Origin of the sequence: Parahalioglobus pacificus, assembly GCF_014652275.1 — a bacterium.
GTDB classification, from domain to species: Bacteria; Pseudomonadota; Gammaproteobacteria; order Pseudomonadales; family Halieaceae; genus Parahalioglobus; species Parahalioglobus pacificus.
In genome coordinates this window covers 61545-88375 of sequence record NZ_BMYM01000002.1, presented here as the reverse complement: position 1 = coordinate 88375, position 26831 = coordinate 61545, and the positions used below count along the sequence as shown (strand labels likewise).

At 52.5% G+C, this 26831-nt stretch carries 22 protein-coding genes and 1 tRNA gene; 9 read left to right on the top strand and 14 right to left on the bottom strand.

The window, feature by feature from the left end; all coding sequences use genetic code 11:
- Positions 1 to 21: 21 nt before the first annotated feature.
- The 5 genes from IE089_RS09140 to IE089_RS09120 form a co-directional block, all read right to left on the bottom strand.
- A complete protein-coding gene (locus IE089_RS09140) occupies positions 22 to 867 on the bottom strand; it encodes a class I SAM-dependent methyltransferase (RefSeq protein WP_189477515.1) in 846 nt (281 codons plus the stop codon).
- A gap of 253 nt (positions 868 to 1120) precedes the next feature.
- On the bottom strand, positions 1121 to 2062 hold the full coding sequence (locus tag IE089_RS09135; protein WP_189477514.1) for a class I SAM-dependent methyltransferase: 942 nt from the start codon (positions 2060 to 2062) through the stop codon (positions 1121 to 1123).
- Positions 2063 to 2066: 4 nt separating this feature from the next.
- Complete coding sequence (locus IE089_RS09130) at positions 2067 to 2420, bottom strand: GtrA family protein (RefSeq protein ID WP_189477513.1); 354 nt, start codon at positions 2418 to 2420, stop codon at positions 2067 to 2069.
- Positions 2421 to 2442: 22 nt separating this feature from the next.
- The gene (rffA, locus tag IE089_RS09125; protein ID WP_189477512.1) at positions 2443 to 3585 is read right to left on the bottom strand and encodes a dTDP-4-amino-4,6-dideoxygalactose transaminase; all 1143 of its coding nucleotides are present in this window, start codon (positions 3583 to 3585) and stop codon (positions 2443 to 2445) included.
- 58 nt (positions 3586 to 3643) lie between these two features.
- Positions 3644 to 4570 carry a glycosyltransferase family 2 protein gene (locus tag IE089_RS09120; RefSeq protein WP_189477511.1) on the bottom strand — a complete coding sequence of 309 codons (927 nt, stop codon included), beginning with the start codon at positions 4568 to 4570 and terminating at the stop codon, positions 3644 to 3646.
- Between the two features lie 799 nt (positions 4571 to 5369).
- On the opposite strand from IE089_RS09120, the gene IE089_RS09115 reads away from it, so the two are divergent.
- The 4 genes from IE089_RS09115 (at position 5370) to fcl (ending at position 11788) form a co-directional block, all read left to right on the top strand.
- Complete coding sequence (locus IE089_RS09115) at positions 5370 to 6614, top strand: hypothetical protein (protein WP_189477510.1); 1245 nt, start codon at positions 5370 to 5372, stop codon at positions 6612 to 6614.
- Between the two features lie 610 nt (positions 6615 to 7224).
- On the top strand, positions 7225 to 9273 hold the full coding sequence (locus tag IE089_RS09110; RefSeq protein ID WP_189477509.1) for an acyltransferase family protein: 2049 nt from the start codon (positions 7225 to 7227) through the stop codon (positions 9271 to 9273).
- Between the two features lie 400 nt (positions 9274 to 9673).
- The gene (gene gmd / locus IE089_RS09105; RefSeq protein ID WP_189477508.1) at positions 9674 to 10792 is read left to right on the top strand and encodes a GDP-mannose 4,6-dehydratase; all 1119 of its coding nucleotides are present in this window, start codon (positions 9674 to 9676) and stop codon (positions 10790 to 10792) included.
- Between the two features lie 33 nt (positions 10793 to 10825).
- A complete protein-coding gene (gene fcl / locus IE089_RS09100) occupies positions 10826 to 11788 on the top strand; it encodes a GDP-L-fucose synthase (protein WP_268247996.1) in 963 nt (320 codons plus the stop codon).
- Between the two features lie 28 nt (positions 11789 to 11816).
- Here fcl and IE089_RS09095 read toward each other — a convergent pair whose 3' ends face one another.
- On the bottom strand, positions 11817 to 13622 hold the full coding sequence (locus tag IE089_RS09095) for a glycosyltransferase (RefSeq protein WP_189477507.1): 1806 nt from the start codon (positions 13620 to 13622) through the stop codon (positions 11817 to 11819).
- A gap of 88 nt (positions 13623 to 13710) precedes the next feature.
- Positions 13711 to 14454: a hypothetical protein gene (locus tag IE089_RS09090; RefSeq protein WP_189477506.1), complete on the bottom strand. Its 744-nt coding sequence runs from the start codon at positions 14452 to 14454 to the stop codon at positions 13711 to 13713.
- A 620-nt stretch (positions 14455 to 15074) separates the two neighbouring features.
- Between IE089_RS09090 and IE089_RS09085 the strand changes: the two genes are divergently transcribed.
- Positions 15075 to 15803 (top strand): glycosyltransferase family 61 protein, encoded by a 729-nt coding sequence (locus IE089_RS09085; protein WP_189477505.1) that lies wholly within the window; start codon positions 15075 to 15077, stop codon positions 15801 to 15803.
- Between the two features lie 753 nt (positions 15804 to 16556).
- On the opposite strand, the gene IE089_RS09080 is transcribed toward IE089_RS09085, so the two are convergent.
- The 6 genes from IE089_RS09080 to rpsU all read right to left on the bottom strand — a co-directional run bounded on the left by IE089_RS09080 (position 16557) and on the right by rpsU (position 21943).
- Positions 16557 to 16931 carry a sulfotransferase domain-containing protein gene (locus IE089_RS09080; protein WP_189477504.1) on the bottom strand — a complete coding sequence of 125 codons (375 nt, stop codon included), beginning with the start codon at positions 16929 to 16931 and terminating at the stop codon, positions 16557 to 16559.
- A 20-nt stretch (positions 16932 to 16951) separates the two neighbouring features.
- Positions 16952 to 17028: transfer RNA gene (locus tag IE089_RS09075), tRNA-Ile, on the bottom strand.
- 77 nt (positions 17029 to 17105) lie between these two features.
- The gene (gene rpoD / locus IE089_RS09070; RefSeq protein ID WP_189477503.1) at positions 17106 to 18917 is read right to left on the bottom strand and encodes an RNA polymerase sigma factor RpoD; all 1812 of its coding nucleotides are present in this window, start codon (positions 18915 to 18917) and stop codon (positions 17106 to 17108) included.
- Between the two features lie 232 nt (positions 18918 to 19149).
- On the bottom strand, positions 19150 to 21072 hold the full coding sequence (dnaG, locus tag IE089_RS09065; RefSeq protein ID WP_189477502.1) for a DNA primase: 1923 nt from the start codon (positions 21070 to 21072) through the stop codon (positions 19150 to 19152).
- Between the two features lie 183 nt (positions 21073 to 21255).
- On the bottom strand, positions 21256 to 21711 hold the full coding sequence (locus IE089_RS09060; RefSeq protein WP_189477501.1) for a GatB/YqeY domain-containing protein: 456 nt from the start codon (positions 21709 to 21711) through the stop codon (positions 21256 to 21258).
- Between the two features lie 16 nt (positions 21712 to 21727).
- Positions 21728 to 21943 (bottom strand): 30S ribosomal protein S21, encoded by a 216-nt coding sequence (gene rpsU, locus IE089_RS09055; RefSeq protein WP_189477500.1) that lies wholly within the window; start codon positions 21941 to 21943, stop codon positions 21728 to 21730.
- 331 nt (positions 21944 to 22274) lie between these two features.
- Between rpsU and tsaD the strand changes: the two genes are divergently transcribed.
- Genes tsaD through IE089_RS09035 form a run of 4 tightly spaced genes read left to right on the top strand, consistent with a single transcriptional unit; the run spans position 22275 to position 25508 of the window.
- Positions 22275 to 23315, top strand: a complete 1041-nt coding sequence (gene tsaD / locus IE089_RS09050) for a tRNA (adenosine(37)-N6)-threonylcarbamoyltransferase complex transferase subunit TsaD (protein WP_189477499.1) — start codon at positions 22275 to 22277, stop codon at positions 23313 to 23315.
- The gene (gene folB, locus IE089_RS09045; protein ID WP_189477498.1) at positions 23312 to 23671 is read left to right on the top strand and encodes a dihydroneopterin aldolase; all 360 of its coding nucleotides are present in this window, start codon (positions 23312 to 23314) and stop codon (positions 23669 to 23671) included. Before tsaD ends, folB begins: the two co-directional genes overlap by 4 nt.
- A complete protein-coding gene (folK, locus tag IE089_RS09040) occupies positions 23671 to 24204 on the top strand; it encodes a 2-amino-4-hydroxy-6-hydroxymethyldihydropteridine diphosphokinase (RefSeq protein ID WP_189477497.1) in 534 nt (177 codons plus the stop codon). Before folB ends, folK begins: the two co-directional genes overlap by 1 nt.
- A complete protein-coding gene (locus IE089_RS09035; protein WP_189477496.1) occupies positions 24201 to 25508 on the top strand; it encodes a nucleotide sugar dehydrogenase in 1308 nt (435 codons plus the stop codon). The genes folK and IE089_RS09035 overlap by 4 nt, the downstream gene beginning before the upstream one ends.
- A 64-nt stretch (positions 25509 to 25572) precedes the next feature.
- Here the strand turns inward: IE089_RS09035 and IE089_RS09030 are convergent, their stop codons facing one another.
- Entirely contained in the window at positions 25573 to 26805 is a 1233-nt protein-coding gene (locus tag IE089_RS09030; protein WP_189478309.1) for a multifunctional CCA addition/repair protein, read from the bottom strand.
- Between the last annotated feature and the right edge of the window lie 26 nt (positions 26806 to 26831).

Below are 26831 nucleotides of genomic sequence, written 5' to 3'. Positions count from 1 at the left end.
GAATCCTGCGCAGCTGGCGAGTCATCGCTTAATCGCGACCACCATACAGCTACCACCAAATGACATTTTCTTATTGCTTCTAATGTTGGCTAGCTCTCCAGCCAATGCGAAATCGATCGCCCGACTCTTTATAGAGCTGCGCGTGGTGTGGTCGTTCAATGAATTATCCGGCGATGAATTTCTTGGTGCAATGCCCAGACGAAAAGGGACGGTTCTAAGTAAGAGTATTGGAACAGGCAGGAATCGAAAGATGTAGGTAGAGTACAGCACTTCGAAACCGGTTGATTCGAGAAGTTTGCAGAACGTATCAAGTGTATACCGCCTATGGTGGCCAGCGACTACATCCTCTTGTGACCATAAACGTGGGTAAGCTGGAACTGTGGCGTAGAGTTTTGCGCCCGGACACATTAGAGAACAGATAGAATCTAGAAAACTAACGTCGTCCGGCAAGTGCTCAATTACATCAAAGAGGCCTATCGCTGGTACTGAGTTCGAACTGAATTCTGCGTCATCAGTGGTAGAGCATACGACGTTCTCTACACCACGCGAAATGGCAGTCTGACAACCTGCAATCCCGGGCTCCACAAGCACGCTATCGTAGCCACAGTTCTGCATATGTAGCGTCACCCAGCCATTGCCACCACCAACATCAAAGATTGGGCCTCCTTCTGCCGGAGGGTGGTTGTCTATCATCGCTGCTATGCATTCATTCCGATGATTAAACCAAAAGGATTCAGCCTCTACTTGAGCACAGGCCGCATGACCGTCAACTGGATAGGATATCTCTCGTGAAGTATCCGAATGCCAAATTCCATCGTCACGTTTGATCAATGTAGAGCTAAATGCTTCCAAGCCAATTACACTCATAGTGATTCACCCTAACACCAATAAATAGTCCTTTCTGCCATGCTTGGTCGCAAGAAACTGATCAGTATTACGAAAGCTCTGCTTTCGACCTGTGACGGTATGCGTGGCGCGAAAAGAATCATTTGCATCGGCTATCTGTGTGCTCGTTCACTTGTTGAATTCAAAAAGAACTTAAACTCCCTAAGAAAATGCGGATGCGTTCTGTTCGTGAAACTAGTTCAGCAGTAAGTGGGCTATACAAAGACTAAGTCAATCAATCCTGAGATTTCCGAGCAAAAACTTCCCAGCCGCCCACGAGTGTGTAGTGTTTCCCCAGAAGTCGCCAAGGAAACTTAAGCACGTGTGCAGCCAAGGTGCGAAAAAAGCTGCCCCGGAAACTGGTTTCCACTGGAGAAGGTCGACTGACAATGACCCGCATTGAGTGTGGTGCTAGCTCAGTAAAGTAGTACCTCCAAAACTCTTCTCCCATGTCATGAATGTGAGCGGGGAAGGTAAAATCTACGCTTACATTTACTTTAGATAAAGTGTGCATAATTGGATATACGGTAGGGGTTCTAATATAAAGAACCCCGCCTTTCCTCAATAGCCTCGAGAGTTGTCTGAGAGCCTCTGTCGGGTTTGGTAAGTGTTCCAAGACTGCACTCGCGAGCACTAGATCGTATTTAGATTTTTCATTATTAAGGTTCTTAAGTAGATCTTCGATAGTTGCGTATTCACTAACCGCAATGCCCTGGAGGTCATACGACCTTCGAGCGAGACTATAATCCACAAGGTCAAGTTCCGTCTTCTTACCTTTATTAGCATGGAGCTTACAAAACCGCTTCGATAGAGCCCCACTACCTCCTCCGAAGTCTAAAATATTGAGAGTGCGACCGTTTAGATAAGGTTCAACGACTTTTGAAATCCTTTTAGCGAAGCTTTCAATATCGTGAAAAGTTACTGCTTCCTCCGCAGTTTCAAAAACTTCGTGATCGTAGTACGTGGCGTAATAGGCATTTAGCGCCGCTTGAGTAGGTAGCCTTGATGCGCTTATGCAACTGCAGGTCTCGCAGCGCAGAAGGAACACGCTGGGATTTTTTTGCAGATCGCTCAGGCGCTTAAGTTCACGCGAGCCACAAATAACGCATTCGGCGCTTGCTGCATGAAGCTGCTCTTCAGTTAGGTGTTTTGTAGAGTGATAAAAACCTGCTTTCATCAATTCACCCCTTGAAGAGAATGCGGTCCATGAAAAAAAAGCTGGCTACTGCTATCGCAGCAATATTGATGAGACCACCAACGTATAAATTTGCTCCTAATTGGTGATAAATCTCTAGTAAAGATAGATTCGCAATCAATAGCACAACGTGAAAGCCACAGAATATATAGATTTTGGTCCAGTCTTTGTTTCCGAATACGAACTTTGACATGGTTGCAAAGCTAATAGCGACACCGAGCGACCAGGTTAAAATGGCAGCAATAATATGATTATGAGTGAGAAACAAAATGGCAGCGAAAATCGCATATGCCACTCCGTTGTTCATGGCGCCCCAGAAGAGAAATTTAGCAACCTTCATTGATGCGATGTCCGTACAAATGCTAATCGGCATTGATCGCAGCCTTCAGGGAATCCACGACATAGCATTGTTGTGATTCGCTTATGCCACACCAGAGCGGTAATCTTACGATGCGAGACGCGAGGTCATCTGTGTTTTCGAGCTCTCCGCTCTGCCGGCCAAACCTTCTACCCGCAGGGGCTGAGTGCAGCGGCACGTAGTGGAAGATTGCGCCAACTTTCTGTTCGCGCATGTACTTTAGAACGGAGTCGCGGTCTACCCCCCGGGGGAGTATCACGTAATACATATGGGCATTGTGCTGGACGTGTGCAGGTATCGTCGGAGTCTGACAATCGAGAGATGCTTTCAGTGGCCCCAGCAGTTCGTCATAACGTTCCCACGCTTCCATCCTCATTGACGTGATTTCGTCCGCTCGGCGCATTTGTCCCCAGAGGAACGCCGCGATCAGTTCGCCTGGTAGATAAGATGATCCATGGTCTTGCCAGCTGTATTTATCCCTCTCTCCCCTGAGAAACTGGCTGCGATCTGTTCCCTTTTCGCGAATGATTTCGGCGTCGTTAAGGGATTCTTCTCGATTAACCAGTAGGCTGCCCCCCTCGCCGGAGATGATGTTCTTGGTTTCGTGGAAGCTATAGGCACCGAAATCACCGATGCTGCCCAGCATCTTGCCGCGATAGCTGGACATCACGCCCTGCGCAGCGTCCTCGACTACAGCCAGGGAGTTTCTCGCCGCAATCGCCATTATCTCGTCCATCTCGCAGCTCACACCTGCGTAATGGACGGGTACGATAGCCTTAGTCTTTTGTGTAATAGCGTCACCAATCTTGGTTTCATCAAGATTTAATGTATCCGGTCGGATATCGACAAACACCGGAACTCCACCTCGAAGCACGAAAGCATTCGCGGTTGAGACAAAAGTGTACGAGGGCATGATGACTTCATCGCCAGGCTGAATGTCTAGAAGCAATGCACTCATTTCAAGCGCAGCTGTGCATGAGTGAGTCAAGAGTGCTTGGGTTCCAGTTAGTTGCTCAAGCCATTCACGACATCGCCTCGTGAAGGTGCCATCACCACTCAAACTGCCCAATGCGTGAGCCTCATTTATCGACTCAATCTCTAAGCCTGTCATGTATGGTTTGTTAAACGGTATCGGCTCTATAGCCATTGGCTCAACACTCGATAAGGGGTGGAGGTTGCACTCAATCCTGTTAGGTGAATCTACATCACCTCAAAACCTTATCTACAAGGTAAAGCGGCCTTGCTTTAGTCTCGTCAAATGTTTTAGCAACGTACACGCCGACGATTCCGACTAAAGCGATGATCATGCCGCCCAAAAACCAAATAGAAACGATAAGACTCGCCCAACCTTCAACACTCACGTCAGCGATGAGCCACCTAAAAAATTGATAGCCTGCAAATATTAGCGATATTGCGGACAAGAAGAAGCCGAAGCCTATCATTATCCAGAGTGGCTTGTCTGAGTGTGAAATGGCGATGTCAGCGGACAAGACGAGAAGCTTGCGAAGGGTATAGCTAGAGGAGCCCGAGTGGCGTTCTTCGGACGCAATATCCACACAAGACACGTCAAAACCAAGACTCCTCAGGAGTATTGAGAAGGCTTTCGTACGCTCGGGGAAGCGTAAATAGGCATTGATCGCTTTCCTACTAGCGATTGAAAAATTGCCGATGGCGGGGTCGGATTCAATACCTGCAAGTGCCGACAGCAGTCCGTGAAATACCCGCGAACTCTTTCGTTTTAGAAAGCCATCTTTCCGCTGATGGCGCTTCGCAAAAACAATATCAACGTCTCCGTCTCTTACACTATCTGCTAGCTTTCGGATCTCCTCCGGTGGATCCTGTAGATCGCAATCCATCACAACAACCCAATCAGAGGTGGAGTGTTCTAATCCGGCGGTAATCGCATTGTGTTGGCCGAAGTTGCGAGAAAGACGAATACCAACCAGTGAAGTGTGCCCGGCCTTCAGATTTACAATTTCTTCCCAAGACCCCTTGGGGCATCTGTCATCGACTAGTATTATCTGGAAGTAGCTGGCGACTTCAGATAGAACTTTCTCTAGACGATGAACCAGTGTGGGTAGTGCTTCAGGGCAGCCATACACGGGCACAACTACGTCTAACGATGTCAACATTTTATTGTAGCCAAACCTCACTACTTGCGTGCTAGGGTCATTCACGGGCCAATTTTTCGTTGATTAAATTCCGAATACTCTTGAATGAGCACCGGCATGTTAGTGGCAAAGAGCGATGATAGCGGGTCGACTGAAACCTGTACATAGAGCTTTTTTGCACCGTGAGTTTGCTCAGACCTTTGGGGAACAGGTGGGGGATGGGGCGATGACGTGCAAATTCATGACCACTTGTTGGATTTTGCCGTTGCCACGTTTGAGATTAGGCTATTTACTTGACTTCGTGGGACGCCACATCCATCTAACGCATCCAATTATCACTCGATTGATATTCGCAGCTTCAAGATGAGTGTTTAGGATTTTTGGGAAACAAGAACCGTTCGGCAATATGCGAGCACGGTACCCCCAGTTCATCCTCCATGAAGTTCTTCTTTGAGTAAGGGATTAACCCCGCGTTTTGTTGTCGCTTGATTTGTTCCGCATAGGTGTGCATGTATGATGACTAGTCCGATGAATTCGGGGTCTTAGCCTGAGAGGGCCCAGGTGCAAAGAGTGACCCAAGTCTATTTTTGCTACTCGGGAGTCGTGGCAAGAAAACGGAGTATAGGTGAGCGGCAACCAGCTTAAAGAGTTATCAGTTCGCCCGGACATGATCGTGGCATGTCGTCAGGACGGACTGTGCGAGCGCCTGATCGCTATATGTGTCGGATACTTCAGTGCCAGGCACCTCAATCGCGACTTCGCCTTTGTATGGCCTGATGATAGTGCACTTAGGTCGCTGTTCGCTGTGACGAGCAGTGACATGCATGCGGTGCCCGAGTTCGCGTCAGAACTGCTATCTAACGAAATTCTAGCTCGGTACCTTCTGGCGACAGATGGATGGTTGCGGCGCGAGCATAGCTTCGACTTTGACAGTGGGGAATATTTGCGTCTCGTTGTAGACGACTTCTCTAAGGTTGAACGTAATGCTGGGTTAGTGCGCCCATGCTGGCTCGCCGCCAATCGCGTTTTCCCTGATCTAGAGCAGGCTATGAGTCAGTCAGAGGTAAATACGTTCTTCTTCGATCGTCTCTTCAACGATCGTGTTACTGAGACGTTTTCCTACGTGCGCGCACTGGAGTTACCCACTAGGCGTGTTGCTGTGCATGTGCGCGGTGGCGACATCATCTACGGCGATACGCGGCTTGTCGCCAATTTTGGTCGGCTTAAATCCTTGTCTTTACCTGTGGCCGAAGCCGCCTGCCGGCGATACGTAGAGGAGGGTTACGGCGTTATTGTCTTTGGCGCTACCTCGAACGACCTCGAGTACCTGGCGAGTGAGATACCGAATGTCATTAGCTCGCGTGATCTGCTGCCTGATGGCATAGCACCCGCTACCGCAATGGTCGGTGATGTTGCGCTGATGTCTGACTGTGAGCTTATAGTCAGCAGCGGTGATACCGCTGTGACAAAACTGGCGGAACTGGTAGGCAGGGCAAAACTCGTGGTGGCGTCGGATATATATTCCACTTACGCTGAGCACCAAGCACTGCTTGAGGCAAAAGCCTCTCCGAGCTTTGCTGAATACTCATCTCTTCAGCGTGCATTTGTTTGTTATTGCCTCTACGTGACTGCATCAGCGGAGGAGACTCCGCAGCAACTTCTGTCCTACGTGACGGAAGCCGCTGAACTGGACCCGCAACATACCACTTACCCGATTTTAAGCTATTTTTGTGCCCTTGCTTGTCAAGATGTTGAAAAAGCCAGCGTTGTAAGGCTCAGCTTCGAGCAAGCGCAAGGTAAACCATTGCTGGATTATCTGTCTGCGGGCTACGCGAAGCGCCGATTCATACGGTTTGACGAGGGTCCTACCCCTCGATTGCTCAGAGAAATCGTAGGGAGGAGTGACCTGACTGAAGACTTTAAGCGGGAGGCAAGCTGGTTGCTGGCTAAATATCAAGAGGAGAAAGCTGAGCTGAAGTGTAAGACCCCGGTTAGCGCTTTTAAGCGTCGTGTCATGTCGTTGATCAAACGCATAGTGCGATACTTTAGGATCTCTACACAGTAGCACTTCTAATATCGAGATTCTGGGCTAAAGGACGACCTCTAACGCTGTTATTTGTACAGGGCTGCGCGTTGGCTGGATGCGCGAGGGTGCTGGGCTGAAAATTAACGCTGAAGATCCCTATGGACATTACTGGGCGCTTATTTAAAGAGATAGTCGGCGATGCCGTATGGCGTAAACTTCGATTCACTACACCCCGAGAGACGGGTATTTATCTATAAAGGCAGAAGGCATCTATCGAGTGAGGATCAGCCGCTAGCTAGCGCCATCAGTTGAAAGACAGAATCAATGGATCTTCGCTACGGGTTGCAGTGCAGCGATCATTGGATAACCACTAATCCTCGAGGTTTAACATTAGATTCAGTCGCGCTGATAATGTTGCAAATAGCTAGTCGCGGCGCTGTATCGTGGGTGTAGATGCATAGACGGTTCAATCTGACAAAGCGTTTTACGAGCAATTATATAAGTAGATCCGTAACGGCTAAGTCGTATGTAGACTGCCTTGCCTGTTGATGTAGTTGGCGAAAGTAAATAGCTTATAGAATCGAAATACTATGGAGGCTGATCGCAGCGTATAATCGGCAGAGAAATTTATAGCCTGGAAGCCTGCAGCTTGACGCAACACTCCCAAAAACCCCAATACATCGCAGCAATCGATGGCCTAAGAGCAATTGCAGTACTTGCAGTCATATCGAATCACCTAAATTCCGGGTGGTTACCTTCTGGCTTTTTGGGTGTCGATATTTTTTTTGTTATCTCCGGTTACGTGATAACCAGATCGCTCCGTGGAGAGGCAAACTCTGAGAAGACTTTGCTGAGTCGTTTGCTGGATTTTTACTCACGCAGAATCCGGAGACTAACGCCTGCATTGTTGCTATTCGTTCTAGTGACTAGCGTAGTTCTTTCGCTCTTTAACCCCGAGCCAGCACATAGTGGTGCTACAGCAATCGCGTCTATTTTTGCGGTATCAAATCTGTATCTATTCGCCACTGCAACCGATTACTTTGGACAGGCCGCTGAGCTTAATTTTTTTACACACACTTGGACTTTGGCGCTCGAAGAGCAGTTTTACTTAATCTATCCGTTGTTTTTGCTTGCAGCCACGATGTTCGTGCGCAGTGAGTCTCAGCGCGCTGTAACGACCTTAATTCTCTCTTGTTCGATTCTTGCGTCGCTAGCGCTGTATTTATGGATTGTAGAGTCCAGGCCGCTTTACGCTTTTTATTTACTGCCGTTCCGATTCTGGGAGTTGGGCGCAGGTTGTATGCTCGCACTGCTACTAGAGAGGCGAGAGACTGGAGTGGCACAAAAACTGCCTTCGCAAAGTAACCTTACGGTACTGGCTCTGGTCGGAGTTTTATTTTTCTCCTCGCAAATGATCTGGCTAAGCACGATGCTGGTGGTTCTCCTAACTTGCACCTTGATTGCGCAGTTACACGTGCGGCCGTCATTCTCAACTCTGCTTGCATATCCGATTCTCGTTAAGATTGGGTTGATGTCTTACTCTCTCTATCTTTGGCACTGGGGTGTGATAGTTACCGCGAGATGGACTTTCGGTGATGGCGCTTGGTCCTTGTTTTTGCAGCTCTCGCTAATAACATCCTTGGCTTGGTTTTCCTATAGGTTTGTTGAATTACCTCTGCGCTACAAGACCTCCGCATATAAAAGCTCTGTAGTATTCACGATGGGATTAGCGGCGTCATTAGCCGTAGCAGGTCTTATATACGCATTAACATCAAGAGAGCCCTCAGGAGTCTATCTTGGCTCTGAGCGCACGCCCGCGCAAATAGCGGAGAGTATGGAGAGCAGGATTTTGGAAGCAGCTGCTGATTACTCAGAGATTCGCGAAGAAATCAGTGAGCGTCGACGATCATGCAACATGACTCCGCACCATTTGAGTAAAGATAATGAACCGCCCGTTGTTGACGAAGATTTCATTGCGAAATGTCTTTCATCGGAAGGCAGAAAGTTAGTGCTTATTGGAGATAGCTTCGCTAATGCTATTTCCGACCATATGGCCATCGCAGCTGTAAAGAATGGTTACGACTTTAGGATGCTTTTTGGATACGGCTGCCCTTATCCATTGCGTAAAGAATTGATTCCAAATTCTAATCCACAGAGTTGTTACGCCGATTCGCATTTCCTACTGCTGAATTTGCATTCCCATTTGAAGGCGGGGGATGTATTAGTGCACAGGCTTTACTACCAGAAGGATCAGTACATTATGCTTGATGAGGATGATGTCGAACGCTCATACTCGGCGTACGCGGAAGAAATTACGCGGCTCCAACTGCTGGTGCGGAGTAAGGGTGCCTCTCTATTGTTAGTGGGAACCAACCACGAAATTCAACAGTGCAGCCATAGAGAGTGGTTCAACCGTCGACTATGTCCCCTTGAAATCGATATGAGTCAACATGTACGGAATAAGGTTGCTGTTGGCATGAACCGATTTTTTAAATCTATGGAGAGCGCCCAATCAAAAAGCGACTTCATAGTCATCGACCCAATTGAGATTCTCTGCTCGGGCGAGCCAAAAGTATGCCCTGTTATACAAAGTGATATAAATTTGATGCGCGATAGATACCACCTATCCCACGCAGGCGTGGATTTCTTGTATGGAGATTTTGAGGACGCTCTGATGCGGCTTAATAGCGATGAATAATCGTGATTTTTTCATCCCCTTCACTTCTGAAAGCGCTACACGGATAAAGTAGTGGCGGAAATACAGATGCTATGCATTAAACGACATAGTAAGCGGAGTGGTTTGTCGATGTGTTAACAAAAGGGCACGCAGAGGTCAGAAAGCTAGAAAACCCTAGTTGATATGGTGGTAGACACGTTACCATTTTACCCTTTGCGAGCCTTATTTGCGTAGCGACTTCAAAGAAACCAGCTAGTTTCCGTCGAGCGTTTTTCGACCGCGGGGCCTCGAGGCGCTTACGTTCTGCTTGAACCCAGAGCGCTAGCGCTGACCCCCATCATGACGATCGAGTACTAGACGAGCATTAAAATGAACAGCAAATATTTCAAGATTTGTTGGAACAACAAAGCATAGGAACCGCATGAAAAGAGCCCTTATTACTGGTATCACAGGTCAGGATGGCTCCTACCTTGCTGAACTTCTTCTCGAAAAAGGTTATGAGGTTCATGGCATCAAGCGACGCGCTTCATTGTTTAATACAGCGCGCGTTGATCATATCTATGAAGATCCTCACGTTGCTGATTCCAGGTTTAGACTGCACTACGGCGATCTCACTGACTCCTCCAATCTCACTCGAATCGTCCACGAGGTGCAGCCAGATGAAATCTACAACTTGGGGGCTCAATCCCACGTTGCGGTGTCCTTTGAGTCGCCTGAATATACGGCTGACGTGGACGCACTGGGCTCGCTCCGCCTACTGGAGGCTATCCGTTTTCTGGGGCTAGAGGACAAAACGCGTTATTACCAGGCATCTACCTCTGAGCTCTATGGTCTGGTGCAAGAATCACCTCAAACTGAGCGCACACCGTTTTATCCGCGATCGCCCTATGGTGTTGCGAAGCTCTACGCCTACTGGATCACCGTCAATTACCGGGAGTCATACGGCATGTATGCCTGCAATGGCATTCTGTTCAATCATGAATCACCTAGGCGTGGCGAAACATTTGTAACGCGAAAAATTACACGCGGTATTGCGAATATCGCTTGCGGCCTTGAAAAGTGCCTGTACATGGGCAATCTCGATGCGATGAGAGATTGGGGGCATGCGAAAGATTACGTCCGGATGCAGTGGATGATGTTACAGCAGGAAAGCCCCCGAGACTTTGTTATCGCCAGCGGCAAGCAGATCTCAGTAAGGGAGTTTTTGCTACTGGCGGCCAACGCTGCGGGTATATCGCTGCGTTTCGAGGGAAATGGCGTAGAGGAGATTGGCATAGTGGCCTCAGCCGACCCTATTTTTGCCCCGGGGGTCACCACAGGTGAGGTGATTGTTCGTATCGACCCGAAATACTTCAGACCCGCGGAAGTTGAAACTTTGTTAGGGGATGCTGCCCTGGCAAAGGAGGAATTGGGCTGGGAGCCGGAGATATCGGTAGAAGAGATGTGTACAGAGATGGTCCAGTCAGACCTGCAGGCCGCTCGGCAGAGCGCGCTTCTCAGAGAGCATGGATTTGATGTCGCGACACCAAGCAGTGAATGAGGTCACGTTGCTGAAGGACAGGGAGAGCGCACTGTGACATCGGTCCAACGAGTTTATATCGCTGGCCATCGCGGCATGGTCGGGTCGGCTTTGCTTAGGCAGCTATCGCTTGATGCTAATGTGGAGCCCATTCTCCGCAACCGCGACCAGTTAGACCTGACAGATCAGCAACAGGTAAAGCGCTTTTTTGCCGATGGTGGTATCGATCAGGTCTATCTCGCAGCGGCGCACGTTGGGGGTATTCATGCCAACAACACGTACCCTGCGGATTTCATCTATCGCAATCTCATGATGCAGTCCAATGTGATTCACGCTGCCCATGAGGCGGGCGTGCAACGACTGCTTTTTCTCGGCTCTTCCTGCATTTATCCGCGGCTTGCCGAGCAACCAATAACCGAGGAGGCGCTTTTAACGGGCGCTTTAGAGCCCACTAATGAGCCCTATGCTGTGGCAAAAATCGCCGGCATCAAGCTCTGTGAGTCATATAACCGCCAGTTTGGTCGCGACTACCGCTCTGTAATGCCCACTAACCTTTACGGGCCCAATGACAACTTTCATCCAGAAAACTCTCATGTCATTCCGGGCCTGATTCGCCGCTTTCACCAAGCCAGAGTCGCGGGCGCCGAGACGGTGACGGCATGGGGTACGGGCTCACCCCTGCGAGAGTTTCTGCATGTTGACGATATGGCCGAAGCCTCGATCTATGTAATGAACCTGAGCCAGGCAGACTTCACCTCGTGCACACAACCTATGCTCAGTCATCTGAATGTGGGTACGGGGATTGATTGCAGTATCAAAGAGCTCACTGAAACCATCGCCGATGTGGTGAGCTACACGGGAAGGATTGAATGGGATGCGCGCAAGCCTGATGGAACGCCTCGTAAGCTTATGGATAGTTCAAAGTTGCGCGGCTTGGGCTGGGCCCCCCGGTACGAGTTGAGGGACGGACTAAAAGACGCGTATGCATGGTTCCTGGAGAACACCCCAACGTATTGACACTAACGTGAACGGTCCAGTCAGATTTCTAGCGATTCAGGCCGTACACAGAGGCCCAGAATTTTTTACTGGCGAGCGCCCCAAACTCTTCCTTATAGATCTTAGTCAGCGTGACGAAATTCCAAAGTATCGCTGCAAAGATTTTTCCAAACCGAAAAGCAAGCCCCAGCATCCTCTTACGGTCAATGACTGCAAGCTCTCCGGATGAAGCAGTTGAATCGGAATAGTAGATGCTCTGGTGGCCGAACACTTGTGAAAACCGCGCTTTGAATCCAGGTTTTTGAAATACAGGGTTCTTCCTGAGCAAAAAATCAGGCAGCAAGAAACCATTCATAGTGGCAAGCCGCAGCAGCTTGCGAGGCAAGCGGTCGGTCTCAAAGGTGTAGATCGCCATATTTCGTGGCGATTCCTCCAGCTTCACAGAATAATCGCCCCTAGAGAGTTCCTTCAGCACTGGAAGACGAGCCGACATACTTAGGTTGTTGGCAAAGAAATCTGGGCCGGCGAGTAAGTCCTCAAGGGCCAGACACACCGCCGCGGCACTACCATAACGGTATGAAAAGAGCGAAATAACAAAGAAGCGCAAGCAACCTCTCAGAACGGCGTATCGACTATGACCCAGCACAGCCAACTGTTGGACAATGTGAGCGCGTGTATCAAGGTAAGCTGTCATCGCCGAATGCTTTGACTCAAATGTCTCACCGAAAGCCGCGACTCCGTTCAAGCAAACTACTTGCAGATGATTCGTGATCGAGAACGCAACGTCATCACCTCTCACAAAAAATGGGAATGGAAAGTGAGAGATCTCGCGAATATCGAAGGCGAAGAACCACCAGCCGCCGTAGTTTGGTTTGAAGCCCTCGCGTTCGTTCAGTATTACTTGGGTACTGTTTATGATATTTAGATTCTTGTGGATTCTGTGGCAAATGCCATCGAAGTAAGCGCCGCTTTCATAAACCGTTGAGTGATCCTCCTCCTGTAGCAGCGTTCCGGCGACCGCTAGCTTGGGGCTCTTTGTGTAGCTGAGAAACGACAGTGTCCGAGCAATAGATTCGGGGTGGCATGAGGCGTCATCATCCATGAACAGTGCATGCGTGTAGCTATCATTCTCTACCAGCTCTAAAAGACCGCGGCTAAAACCGCCCGCGCCTCCGTAGTTCTCGTTGGGGATAATCGTGCGGTGGGCACTGTTGTCGAGCCCACAATTATCTGAATTGTCGACCACAAAAACCTTGGCCGAAGTGGCTAACTGCTCTGATTGCGCGAAGGCTGTCTCCAGTCGTTCGGTAGCTTTTGCGAGTGCTTCCTGGCGATTGAAGTGGGTGATTACGATGCCGAGTTTTGGCTCACGCATAGGCTCAGTATCTGTCACTAGCACTAAATCGGTGAGGGTTACCTCCGAACCCGCAGTAATTCTAAAAAAAAGCATCTCGCCTGAAAGTTCTCGAACGTCGAGCTCGCAAGCGATCTGTTCCGTCCCTTTGAGGTCGAGCGTGATGGAAGTAAGCAGAGTTTCTTCAGTTGCTGGAATAGCAAATGCCCTTTCCAAATCAAGCAAGGGTGTCTCAGGGAGTGGCACGGTGGCAGTAAGCACGTCAACCATAATTTTGCCCTCACCCAGCAGCCTTAAGGAAAGATCAGAGAGATCTGTATGCCTCCGCCATTTGGAGATAGAGAAAGCATTGTAGTAAGTGAGGGTGCTTACCGAGGCGCCCGCCCCCAATGAGAGTTCGCGCCCTGAAGTTCTGGCGCTACCACTCACCCGGGTAAAAAAGCCCCCCTGGGGGATATTGAGCTGATCATCAGACGAGATCAGCCGGTGAATCACATTCATCTTATGGCTTGGCCATCACACGTCCTTACTGGCCCACCACGAGCTATGTAAGAGATAACATTCAAATCCACTTGCGACCTCTCCAGACTTATCGCTTAAGCTTCCGCCGCAAGCGGCTTCGCATTTTTTGAACCTGGGTTTGCAACTTCGAGGGTGGCGTCACATTATCTGGGTTTACTCGTTTCTGATGTTGAAGCACGGCCTCTAGGGTCAGTTTGCTCTGACTTGGCCCTATCCCCTCCATCTTGCAGAAAGCCTCATAGCCTTGGGAGATACCCTCGAGTTTCTTCATGAGCGTGGTCACACCCTCGTCAGTTGCTAGTGAATTCCGTGTCAACCACCAATGTCTCTCTTTCTCGGACTTTATTGCGTGAATCTTCGCGAGACGATCTCTCTCAAGAGTGTTCTCATCTCTCTTTTTGTGTACTCGTTCCTCGGAAGGCGAGGGAAGGCTACCGGCGTTTAATCCAAGGGTTTCCAACAATCCTTCGATATGTCGCGTCGATTGCGTATCGTATCGCCTTAAAATAAGCGACTGATGGCCAAACAACTCACGCCAGAACTCGGCGTTAATGCGGGGGTCGATATATCCAAGTGGAAGATTGAATAGGAAGTCGGAGAAGCGTCCTATGGGTAGCGTGGACTTGTTGACCTCGTTATACCATGACTTGGCGAAATCTAGCGGCTCCCGCACATACATTACTACCTTCACTTCAAAATTCTGGAAAAGCGCCTGTAGTTGCCTTTGAGTCACATCCTTGTGTTCAGCTTTCAGCGTTGCAAATCTATAGAGCTCTTCAGATGAGAGAAGGAAGTTGTTCACCGACGTCATGTTTAACTCTTCACGAACGCCATGGGCAACCCGCGAGTAACTTGCACTGTCCCGATACCAGAGGGGAACTCCTACGCCCAATTCCTGCAACAAGCTTAGTGATAGCGCACTATGGCTGTTGCCTGTGACTTGTCCATGCGGGCGGCCGGAGAGGGGGTAGCAGCACCCAGCCTTAAGAAGCGCATCCCGGTTCTCGGAGCAATATTTTTGGATTGCTGAAGTTCCAGTCTTAAAATTGCCAATATGGAGATAGACAGTTTTCACGGCTTATTGGTCAAAATGGCTAGGCGACAATGATAACTTAGGCTTCGCAGTGGTTATAGCTAGACTGTATGGATCAGTTCGCCGCATAAGTTGGATCTGGTCTTGTATGCTCTGCTAGACTTGGTACTGTTAATGAGACACTCTTCAGCGCAGCAAAGCTGCACTAAACAAAGCGATTTTGAAGGGGTATTCTGGGATCGATGACAGATTTCAACCTCAATCGCCTCCGTCGTTTTTTTAGGCGTCGGCAGTATAGACGTTACTCACTCAAGCATATCTATGCGATTGCAGCTGCTAGCCGCCGGGCAGGTAGTGTTGCTTTGCGGTTGTACCCGCCGAAGACTGGCATGGGCGGGATGGATAACTACTACCACTTCATTGTTGATCTAATGCTCCCGTTAAGTGTACTCGTCAGGCAGCGTCTAGGCGACGATGCGATAACGCTGCCCTGTATTGGTTCTTTAGGGTCTGTTGTAGGGCAAGTCTATGGGGACAGATTCGACTTTATCTCCGCTGCTAAGAGAAGCCCTGATTCAGAGCATTTGAATCTTCTCGGTATGAATCCAAAGATCATTCATTGCCGGAGAAACGAGGTACACCAACTCCGGGCAGATATCTTGACGTCGCTTGCACTGGAGGGCTACAGAAAGCCAGATAAACTGGTACTCATCGATCGAGCTCCCCCTCCTCCCGGCGCGCTACAGGGGTCTGGTAGCCTCCGGCGATCATTGCCAAATAAGGCAGACATTTGGGCAGCGCTAAGGGACAATTGTCCCAAAGACCTTTCCCCGGTGCATGTCCAGCTTGAACACCTGACGTTTAGTCAACAAGTTGAGCTTTTTTACTCCGCCAAAATCGTTATTGGGCAACATGGTGCTGGATTAACTAACTGTTTATGGATGCAACCGGGCAGTGCAGTTATGGAAATAAACCCTTATGACCTGCGTCGGCCACATTTCAAGATTCTCGCCGGATTAGCGCGCCTTGAATATCTCACCGTTACGCAAAGTAGTGAGCACGGTGCTGTTGAACCTAACATGGTCATTGATAGTCTAGAGAGACTACATGGCAGTGGCGCGAGTTGAATAAGCAACTAAATCTTCAGCTTCCACGCAAGTCGTGAGTAAAGTAAAGCTAGCGCGGGCGCAACCTGTGTTGAGATGTGCATGAGAAGGTTGAACGATAAAGTTGTTCAGGGTCGGGATGTTCAAGTGGGGCTTAAATGGGTGAAGAACGACCCTTTACCAGACTAAGCGTTGTTCATTTGACTACCGCGCAGCAAGCAGGTTGACAACAGTTTTTGAAGCGTACCTTGGCCGCTTACTGGGGCAAATCGCAAATCCGAAACGCCATGCGATTTCAAACACAACAGTATCCGAGAGCTACAACACGTTTTAAGGACGCCTCGGTCTTCTAGAGAAGATTACCGGACAGGCTGTTATTACCGTGTTTCTTTTGATGTCTAGCCCAATAGTATGGAGGCGAGTCAGCTTTATACTAGAGTGAGTATTTGAGACACTCCTCGTACCCAAGCTTAGTCATGTAATTGTGTAGGCTTTTCTGAATCTCATTGAGTTCCTCCTTAGTCAGTCGATTCGCCCACTCACCATTACTATCCTTGATCTCTTGGCGAATTTGGTAATTTCTTAACGCCAAGTGACTTGATTCACCGGCTCCGTCAGTTTTTTGTGCGCCCGTCGCTCCGGCAGATTGGAAAAATATCTCCTCGGATTTTTGACGCCTGGTGTTCGCCGAAAGTAAGTCCAGATTGAAAATTGTACCCAGCATGGAGAGTGTCTTCTCGGGCCATTGAACGAGATCTTCGTAACGTAGGACTGTTACTCCCTGGGCCTTTTCGCGGGCAATCCACTGTTCGTTGTCGTTTCGATAGCGTTCGATACCCTGTTGAACATCAAAACCTCTCTTTTTAAGGAAGCAATGACGTCAACAGGGTTTCTTACCATCACTAACGCGCCGCACTCAGGATCAGCGACGATTTTGTCAAGTGCATATACATGCTTCGGGGTTTTTTCAACAATAAGGTTTCCTCCCTGCGCAAGGTAACCATATTGTGACTTGAACTCGCAGGTTGAATGGCTCAGCAAAAAATGTGTCTCGTCTGTTAGGGCGTGAACATCATTCGCAGCCGAGAATATTGCAAGTAGAAGTGATGTGCCTGAATGCCCGCAGCCGCAGATAAATAGGAACCGCATTTTTGCGCTCCATGAAAGAGTGGTGGGCCCAGTAGGACTTGAACCTACGACCAATCGATTATGAGTCGACTGCTCTAACCAACTGAGCTATGGGCCCGAAAGGGAGCGGAAGTATATCCAGAGAGGGTGCCGCGGGCATAGCCCACGGCGTCTATTTCTTACGTTGGCCTGCGCTTACTCGTCGAGGAAGCTGCGCAGGTAGTCAGAGCGAGAGGGATGGCGCAGCTTGCGCAGCGCTTTCGCCTCAATCTGGCGGATACGCTCACGGGTCACGTCGAACTGCTTGCCCACTTCTTCCAGCGTGTGGTCGGTGTTCATATCGATACCGAAACGCATCCGCAGCACCTTTGCTTCGCGTGCCGTCAGCCCAGCCAGAACATCTTTCGTGGCTTCAGTTAGGCCAGAGGTTGTGGCGGAGTCTACCGGTGAGGAAATGGTGTTGTCCTCAATGAAATCACCCAGATGCGAATCTTCGTCGTCGCCGATGGGTGTTTCCATTGAGATCGGCTCTTTCGCGATCTTCAGTACCTTACGGACTTTGTCTTCCGGCATGTCCATGCGCTCACCCAGTTCTTCCGGCGTGGGCTCACGGCCCATTTCCTGCAGCATCTGGCGCGAAATTCGATTGAGCTTGTTGATCGTCTCAATCATGTGCACCGGAATACGGATGGTGCGTGCCTGGTCGGCAATGGAGCGGGTGATCGCCTGGCGAATCCACCAGGTCGCGTAAGTGGAGAACTTGTAGCCGCGTCGATACTCGAACTTGTCCACCGCCTTCATCAGGCCAATGTTGCCTTCCTGAATCAAGTCCAGGAACTGCAGCCCGCGGTTGGTGTACTTCTTGGCAATCGAGATCACCAGGCGAAGGTTGGCTTCTACCATTTCCTTCTTGGCGCGACGGGCACGGGCTTCGCCCATGCTCATGCGGCGGTTGATCTCTTTAATCTCACTAACAGGAAGGCCGCACTGCTCTTCAATTTGGCCGATGCGGCGCTGCATGCGCTGGAGTTCGTCCTTATGCGCGGTCAGCTTGGGGCCATAGTCTTTTTTGCGCGCCTGGCGAGAGACCCACTTGAGGTCAGATTCGGAGCCCTGGAACGTAGCGATGAACTCCTTACGTGGCATGCCACACTCACGCGTGGCAATGCGCATAATCTCACGTTCCTGATCGCGAACACCCGCAAGGATGTTGCGCGGGCTGTCCATCAGGGGATCGAATACGCGAGGGGTGAGCTTGAAGAACTTGAACAGTTCGCCCAGCTTGACCATTTCCGCTTGGGCGCCTTTGTCAGCACGACCCTTTGCAGCAATCACTTTTTCGGTTTTGTTGTATTGACGCTTCATGGCTGAGAAGCGCTTCTTGGCTTCGACGGGATCCGGACCGGTATCGGCCTCTTCATCATCGTCATTGCCCTTGCTGGCTTTTTCCTGCTGCTCAGCGATCTCCTGCGCAGAGGGCACGCGCTCGGCGGGGTCCAGATAACCCACCATGATGTCGGCGAGGCGGCGCTCTTCCTTGGCAACCAAGTCGTATTCGTCGAGGATAACCTTAACGGCGCCAGGATAGTGTGCCAGCGCGGCCATCAACTCGCGGATGCCTTCTTCGATCCGCTTGGCGATAACGATCTCGCCTTCGCGCGTCAGCAGCTCCACCGTACCCATCTCGCGCATGTACATGCGAACCGGGTCAGTGGTGCGACCAGCCTCGGTCTCGACGGCGGCCAGCGCTGCGGCAGCTTCCGCTGCGGCGATGTCGTCGGCAGAACCGTCGCCTTCCGTCATCAGCAGCTCATCGGCGTCAGGTGCTGCTTCGAACACCTGTATGCCCATGTCGTTGATCATCTGGATAATGTCTTCAACCTGATCCGGATCGGAGATGTCCTCCGGCAGGTGATCGTTTACCTCGGAGTAGGTCAGGTAGCCCTGTTCTTTACCTTTGGCGATCAGCGCCTTCAGGCGGGACTGTTGTTGAACGGCGTCGTTCATTCACTGAAACCTTTGCAAATGGCAAAAAAAATGTAGCCGACCATTATAGCCGGAATTGCAGTACTTAACTACGTTTGGCCGCCTATTTGGCGATAATCAGGACGTTTTTAACCGTTTTTCGGGCTGCGGCCGGCGCCTTATTCGGTCCTTGTTCTTATTTGGACAGTTTTTGGGCCATTTCCGTTCCTTATGGCTCGACTGTCACGGTTTTTGTTCGCTGCTTACGGCTTGATCACTTACTGCGGCCGGGCTTTCTGGCCGCGTCTAGCTGGGCCTTTTGCTGCAGTAATTCCCGCAATTGTTGCTTATCGCTTTGACTCATCTGAGCGTAGTCGGCGCGTTTCAGTTTGTCGACCTGCGCCTCGATTTTCGAGCGCTGAGGCAACTGCGCCAGTACGGCCACGGTATCCACAAACTGTTGTTCTATGCCCTCAGTGGGGATTAGCCGCTCTTGCCCTGCCAGGCGGTTGAGCAGTTCGCCGTGCTCGGTGCCATACCAGTGCCCGAGTAGCATTGCCGTGTTCGACTCCGGCCGCAGGTGCAGTAGCTGCAAAACCTCGCGGAGTAGGCCGACGTCCTCACCTTCAATATCATCCAGCGCTTCGTGCTCCACCTGCCTGGCAATAGTGGGCTTGTGCAACAAGAGCGCAATCGCGCCTTGGGCGATGTTTGCGTATTCCACGCCGAGGCTTCTCAGGGGACGTCGCTGTTTGGGCCCCTCATCAATCGCCTGCCCTGAGTCCATCTTGGCGCTATGGGTGTAATACTCATCCGGCAGAGTTGAATCGGGTGTGCTCGCGCCGTGGCTCTCGTAGCGTTCGGGCGCAGGCGGAGGGGCCGGGGGTGGCTCGGGTGCCTCCAACTGCATCAAGCTGTTGAGCTCCAGCCCGGTACGCTCGGCCAGATCCCTGAACATCAACTCGCGATAAACCCCCTGCGGCAACTTGCGCAGGTAGGGCAACACCGCCTTGCTGTACCGCGCCCGGCCATCCAGCGAGGAGGTGTCGATGTCGCGCCCCATGATGTCGAACAGGAAGGCTTCAAGAGGCTGCGCAGCGTCAATCAGGCCCTCGAACCGATCTTTACCCGTTTGACGCACCAGTGTGTCCGGGTCTTCGCCATCTGGCAGGAAAAGAAACTTGGCCTGTCTGCCATCCTCCATGCAGGGCAATGCGGATTCCAGAGCCCGAAAGGCGGCTTTGCGGCCTGCTTCATCACCATCAAAACAGAAAACGACTTCAGGGCAGTGTCGATACAGTCGCTGCAAATGGGTCTCACTGGTGGCGGTACCCAGGGTGGCAGTCGCATAGGTAATACCGTGTTGAGCCAGCGCAATCACGTCCATGTAACCCTCGACCACCAATACCCTGTCGAGTTTTCGGTGCGCCTGCCGGGCTTGATACAGCCCGTACAGTTCGCGGCCTTTATGGAAAATGTCTGTTTCAGGTGAGTTCAGGTACTTGGGTTTGTCGTCGCCCAGCACCCTGCCGCCAAACGCGATGACCCGGCCACGCTGGTCACGAATGGGAAAAACAATACGGTCCCGAAAGCGGTCGTAGGTACGCCCTGATTCGTTCTCAACCACCATCCCGGCTTTCAGCAGGTTGCTGCGCGAGGGTGCATCTGTGCCCAGAGCCTTGATCAGGTTATCCCAGCCCGGCGGTGCCAGGCCAAGGTCAAAGGTCTTTGCGATGACACCCGTTAGGCCTCGCCCCTTCAGGTAGGCCACTGCGCGATCACGCGATGCATGCTGGCGAAGTTGCTGCTTGTAGAAGCTCGCCGCCTGCTCCATGAGTACATACAGTGGCTTATTACTCTCCTGGGGCGCTGCTGGCCGTTCTCCGGGGCGGCTGGGTTCGCGCGGAACCTCCATACCGACGCTACTGGCCAGCGTTTCCACCGCTTGGGGAAAATCCACATTCTCGTAGTCCATGATGAAGCCAAGCGCGTTGCCGCCAGCGCCGCAGCCGAAGCAGTAGAAGAACTGCTTATCACCGTTGACCGTGAAGGAGGGTGTCTTCTCGTCATGGAAAGGGCAGCACGCCGAGTAGTTCTTACCGGCTTTCTTGAGCTTCACCCGGCGATCCACCACCTCAACGATATCGACCCTGTCCAAAAGGTCGTCGAGGAACTTCTGTGGTATGCGTCCTGCCATGGGTGATTGGTGGGCTCTCAGAGCAATGTCATCGAATAGCGGAACAGTCTAGCGCCAAATGCGCCGACTTGGGGTCGATACCGACGTATTATTCGGCACTTGTAAGCTTTCTTAAGGGGTGGGGGTGAGGACTCGAAGGCGCTGACGCGGTGAATCGCTCGGGCAGCGATAAATCGACAACCGTCAGGCGGTGAGGCGAGCCTTCACTAGCTGACTGACCTTGCCCATGTCGGCGCGGCCCTGTACCTGCGGCTTCAGGCTGCCCATCACGGCGCCCATTGCCTGCATGCCGGTAGTCCCCGAGGCAGCAAGGGCCTCATCAATGAGCGCGATGATGTCGTCGTCACTCATTTGCTCAGGGAGGTACAACTGGATAACGGCTATCTCGGCCTCTTCCCGGGCGGCAAGCTCATCACGCCCCGCGTCGTGGAACTGCTGGGCTGAATCCCGACGCTGCTTGAGCATTTTGTCGAGTACCACCAGCGCGCGAGCGTCGTCGACCTCGATACGCTCGTCCACCTCGATACGCTTGAATTCGGCCTGAATCAGCCGGAGAGTGCCCAGTTTCTCTTTATCACGCGCCTTCATGGCGGTCTTTACGTCCGCCTTGATGGTCTCCGTGAGAGTTTGGTCACTCATGGAGGGCTACGTGTCCTTAGTAGAGACGGACGCGCTTGCGGTTTTCGCGAGACACCTTCTTCAGGTGACGCTTAACGGCCGCTGCTGCAGCGCGCTTGCGCACTGTAGTGGGCTTTTCGTAGTGCTCGCGCTTGCGAACTTCGGCCAGTACGCCCGCTTTTTCGCAGGAGCGCTTAAAACGGCGCAGAGCCACGTCGAACGGCTCGTTTTCCTTTACCTTGATGTGAGGCATGAACTCTTCTCTGTCATTCCTGTTGGGTTCTAACGCAGACGGGAAATCCCCCGCCAACGTCCGAAAGGGCGCGCATTCTATACCCCTACACGGGCTTTTGCAAAGCCCAAATACCACCGAATTTCGGGGCTTGGGGGCGGACACAAGCAGCCGCGCGGAGCCGACTGCCAGGCGACTGGGCGGCAGTCTAGACAGACGCCGCCTTCCTGCCCACACGCCCGTATCCCCCAGGGGCTATTTCACTGCCGTCAGCCGTGAACTATCATGCGCGCTTTGCGGGTTAATGCAGTGAACAATTAGCCCCTGTTGCCAACCAATGGTGCCATATTCCATGCGCGTTCTAGGTTTAGAGACATCCTGTGATGAGACGGGCATCGCCCTCTATGACACTGAACGGGGCCTACTGTCGCACGCGCTGTTCAGTCAGATTGACGTACATGTGGAATATGGCGGCGTCGTTCCCGAGCTCGCCTCGCGTGATCACGTTCGCAAAGCGCTTCCCTTGATACAACAGGTGTTGGAATCTGCGGGTCTGACGACCGCTGATGTGGACGCCATTGCCTATACCGCGGGGCCTGGATTGGTGGGCGCACTCATGGTGGGCGCGACTCTTGCGCGAACACTGGCGTGGACCTGGGGTATTCCGGCACTGGGTGTACACCACATGGAGGGCCATCTCCTCGCTCCGATGCTGGAAGAAGAGCGGCCGAACTTCCCGTTCGTGGCACTTTTGGTGTCTGGCGGCCACACCCAGTTGGTGAGGGTTGACGGTATTGGCCGTTATAAACTGCTCGGCGAATCTTTGGATGATGCCGCTGGGGAGGCCTTCGACAAAGTCGCCAAAATGCTGGGCTTGCCCTATCCGGGCGGCCCCCACGTGGCGAAGTTGGCAGAATCCGGCGATCCGGCACGTTTCGACTTTCCCCGCCCCATGACCAACCGCCCGGGGTTGGATTTCAGTTTCAGTGGACTTAAAACCTACACCCTCAACACGGTGCACACCTGCGAGAGTGAAGGTGGGCTGTCAGCACGAGACAAAGCCGATATTGCGCGGGCGTTCGAAGATGCCGTCGTCGGCACCATGGTTATCAAGTGTCGACGAGCGCTAGAGCAGGAGGGGCTGAGCACGCTGGTAATGGCCGGTGGCGTGAGTGCCAACCGCAACCTGCGTGCGGAATTGGCGAAGGCATTGTCCAAGAAGGGTGCAATGGTGTTCTATCCCGCGCCCCAGTTCTGTACTGACAACGGCGCGATGATTGCCTACGCGGGCGCTCAACGCTTGCTGGCTGGCGAGCGCGACAATGAGGACACCCGCGTGCGTCCTCGCTGGCCCATGAGCGAGTTGCCGCCCATCGGGGTGGCTGCGGCATGACCGACATCGTGTACATTCAGGGCCTCTCGGTTGAGACCACTATCGGCGTGTACGACTGGGAGCGGACTATCAAGCAGACCCTGGTATTGGACCTGGAAATGGCAGCTGATGTCGCCACGCCGGGTGCCTCGGATGCTGTTAGCGATGCCCTGGATTACGCCGCTGTGTCCAGTGGCGTTTTGGCGCTGGTAGAGGCGAGTAGCTTCGAACTGATTGAGTCCGTCGCCGAACACGTCGCAGCATTGGTGCTCTCTGAGTTCGCTGTTGCCTGGCTCCGTTTGCGCGTGAGTAAGCCCGGTGCCGTGTCACAGGCGCGGGACGTGGGGGTGGTCATTGAGCGGGGAGAGCGCGCCTGATGACCGAAGTATTTTTGGGGGTCGGCAGCAATATTGATCGCGAGTCGAATCTCATCGCTGGTCTCGATGCGCTATCAGCATTGTTCGGCGATCTCAGGACGTCGGCGGTTTACGAGAGCGAAGCGATCGGCTTTTCGGGCGACCCTTTCCTCAACATGGTCGTTCGCGCCCAGTCAGAGCTTGCCGTGGGTGCATTGCAGCGGGCACTGCGTGACATTGAGTACGCACACGGGCGGCCAAAAAATGCCAAGCGCTTTAGTTCGCGTCGTCTCGACATTGATATTCTTCTTGTGGGAACGCTGGCCGGTGATATCGATGGTGTAGCTCTTCCTCGTGGAGAAGTCCTCGAAAACGCGTTTGTGCTGCGTCCGCTGGCAGAGCTGGCACCCAGGCACGTTCATCCGACGATGAATCAGACGTTTTCGTCCCTCTGGGCAAGCTACGATCAGCCGTCCCAGCCACTTACCCGGTTGGCACTCGCGTGGCGCGGCCGCACATTGGGTGATGATGCTCCCCTGGAATTGGCGTCATGAGTGCTGCGCAGCAACTATTGAGGGTGATCGAGCAGCGAGCTGCCAAGGTCGGCGTCATTGGCCTGGGTTATGTCGGTCTGCCACTGTCTCTGCGCTTTGTAGCCGAGGGGTTCTCAGTGCTCGGCTTCGACGTGGACTCGGGCAAGGCCGGTATCCTGAATACGGGACAGAGCTATATTGATCACATTCCGGCGGCTGCTGTGGCACAGGCGAACAGTCAGGGATTTCATGCCACCACGGATTTCAGCGAGGCAGCCGGCTGTGACGCGTTGATCATCTGCGTTCCCACACCCCTGAACGAACGACTGGAGCCGGATCTTAGTTTCGTACGGGGCACTCTGGATAGCTTGCAGCCTCACCTGCGGGCCGGGCAGTTAATCTCTCTGGAGAGCACCACGTACCCCGGCACCACGCGCGAAGAGGTGTTGCCCCGGCTGGCCGATGCCGGCCTTCAGTTGGGTGAGGTTCACGTCGTGTATTCGCCGGAGCGCGAGGACCCGGGCAACGCCAATTTCAGTACTCAAACGATCCCAAAGCTTGTAGGTGGTGTGACCGAGGAATGTCTGAGGGTCGGCCGCGCGCTGTATGAGGCAGTGATTGATGAGGTGGTGCCGCTAAGTTCGACCGATGCTGCGGAGATGACCAAACTCCTTGAAAATATTCATCGTGCCGTGAACATCGGCTTGGTCAATGAGATGAAGCTCGTCGCCGATCGCATGGGCATTGATATCTTCGAGGTAGTGGACGCCGCGGCCACCAAACCCTTCGGCTTCACCCCGTATTACCCCGGTCCAGGCCTGGGTGGTCACTGCATCCCCATAGACCCGTTCTATCTCACATGGAAAGCGCGCGAGTATGGCGTTGAGACGCGCTTTATCGAGCTGGCGGGCCAGATCAATCGCGCTATGCCCGCATACGTCATTGCCAAGTTGGTGGATGCGCTGCACGAGCGCGGCAAAGCAATCAGCGAAAGCCGCGTGCTGGTGTTGGGATTGGCGTATAAGAAGAATGTGGGTGACTCCCGTGAATCACCGGCGGTAGAGATTTTGGCGCTGTTGGAAGAGCGGGGCGCCAAGATCGCCTATTCTGACCCCTTTGTGCCCGAGTTTCCGGCTAAACGGGATTACAGTTTTGAGCTGAGCAGCGAAACACTGTCACCGGAGAATATTGCGGCCTTCGATGCGGTGGTGCTGGTTACAGATCACGATGCTTTCGATTACGCGGCTATTGCAAGTCATGCTCAACTGATCGTGGATACACGAGGACGTTACCGGGCGCCCAAGCCCAATATTGTTAAGGCGTAGGGATTAGGGCTCGCTAGCGAAAACCGCAGGGAGCTGCAAACATACCGGCAACCTCAAGCAGGTGTTAACCCGAACGATAGGCCTCCCGGTAGTCATCCAAAGCCCTGATTCTGGCGACCCGCATAGCATCACCAATTGCGCGCCCCTCAAGACCTTCTGCCTTGAAAGGTGCTGCCGTAATTGCCTTGATGACTGCCAGAGCTCCCTGCAGGTAGTCCGCTTGCGGGTAGGGGCGCGTCTCATAGCCCTTTCGACCTTGGCTATCTGCCTGGCAAGCCAGCAAAAATGGAGTGAGGTTGTCAGCCTGGCGCAGCGCGCCTATGGACTCCAACATGTTGAGCAGCGTCTTCCCGCGCAGTTCCATGCCGCGGTGGGCATGGAGGTGATACCGGCACACACTCAGCGCCAGACTGCGGTAGTGATTGGGCACTTTCAGACGATCGCAAACGCCATCGACCAGAGCAACGCCGCGCACCTCGTGTTCAATATGGCGTGGCCACTCTGCTCTCGGCGAAGTGCCCTTACCGAGATCATGTACCAGTACGGCAAATCGGACATCGTTGCCGGCATCAAGGTCTGCGGCCCGTTGCAGGGCCATCAGCGTATGGATGCCGGTATCGATTTCGGGGTGATGCTCCGCCGACTGGGGAACACCGAAGAGCACATCCAGTTCCGGCAGCAGCGCCGCGAGCGCGCCGCAACTGCGGAGCACGTGTATGAACACATCGGGGTTTCTTTCTCCCAATGCGCGTTGCATTTCTTGCCACAGCCGCTCAGGTGGCAGATAACCCAACTCTCCATCACGGGAAATCTGTAACATGAGCGCGATGGTCTCGGGCGCAACTGCGAATCCCAAGTGGTGGTAGCGCGCGGCGAAACGGGCAGCCCGCAGCACCCGCAGCGGGTCTTCGATAAACGCGCTCGAGACGTGTCGGAGGACCCGATCCTCGATATCGCGCTGGCCACCGTAGGGGTCAATCAACTCGCCGGAAGGTGCGCGGGCTATCGCGTTAATCGTAAGATCGCGCCTGGCGAGGTCTTCTTCCAGTGTCACGTTTGGTGCGTAGTGAACTTCAAAGCCAGTATAGCCATGGCCGCTCTTACGCTCAGTGCGCGCTAAGGCATATTCCTCTTTAGTCTCGGGGTGTAAAAACACAGGAAAGTCTTTCCCCACCTGCGTGTAGCCTTGGTCTAACATGGCCTGTGGTGTGCCGCCTACAACCACCCAGTCGCGCTCATGCACGGGATAGTTGAGAAGCTCATCGCGAACTGCGCCGCCAACAAGATAGGTTTGCATGGGCGCAAGTTTATCCAGCCAAGTAT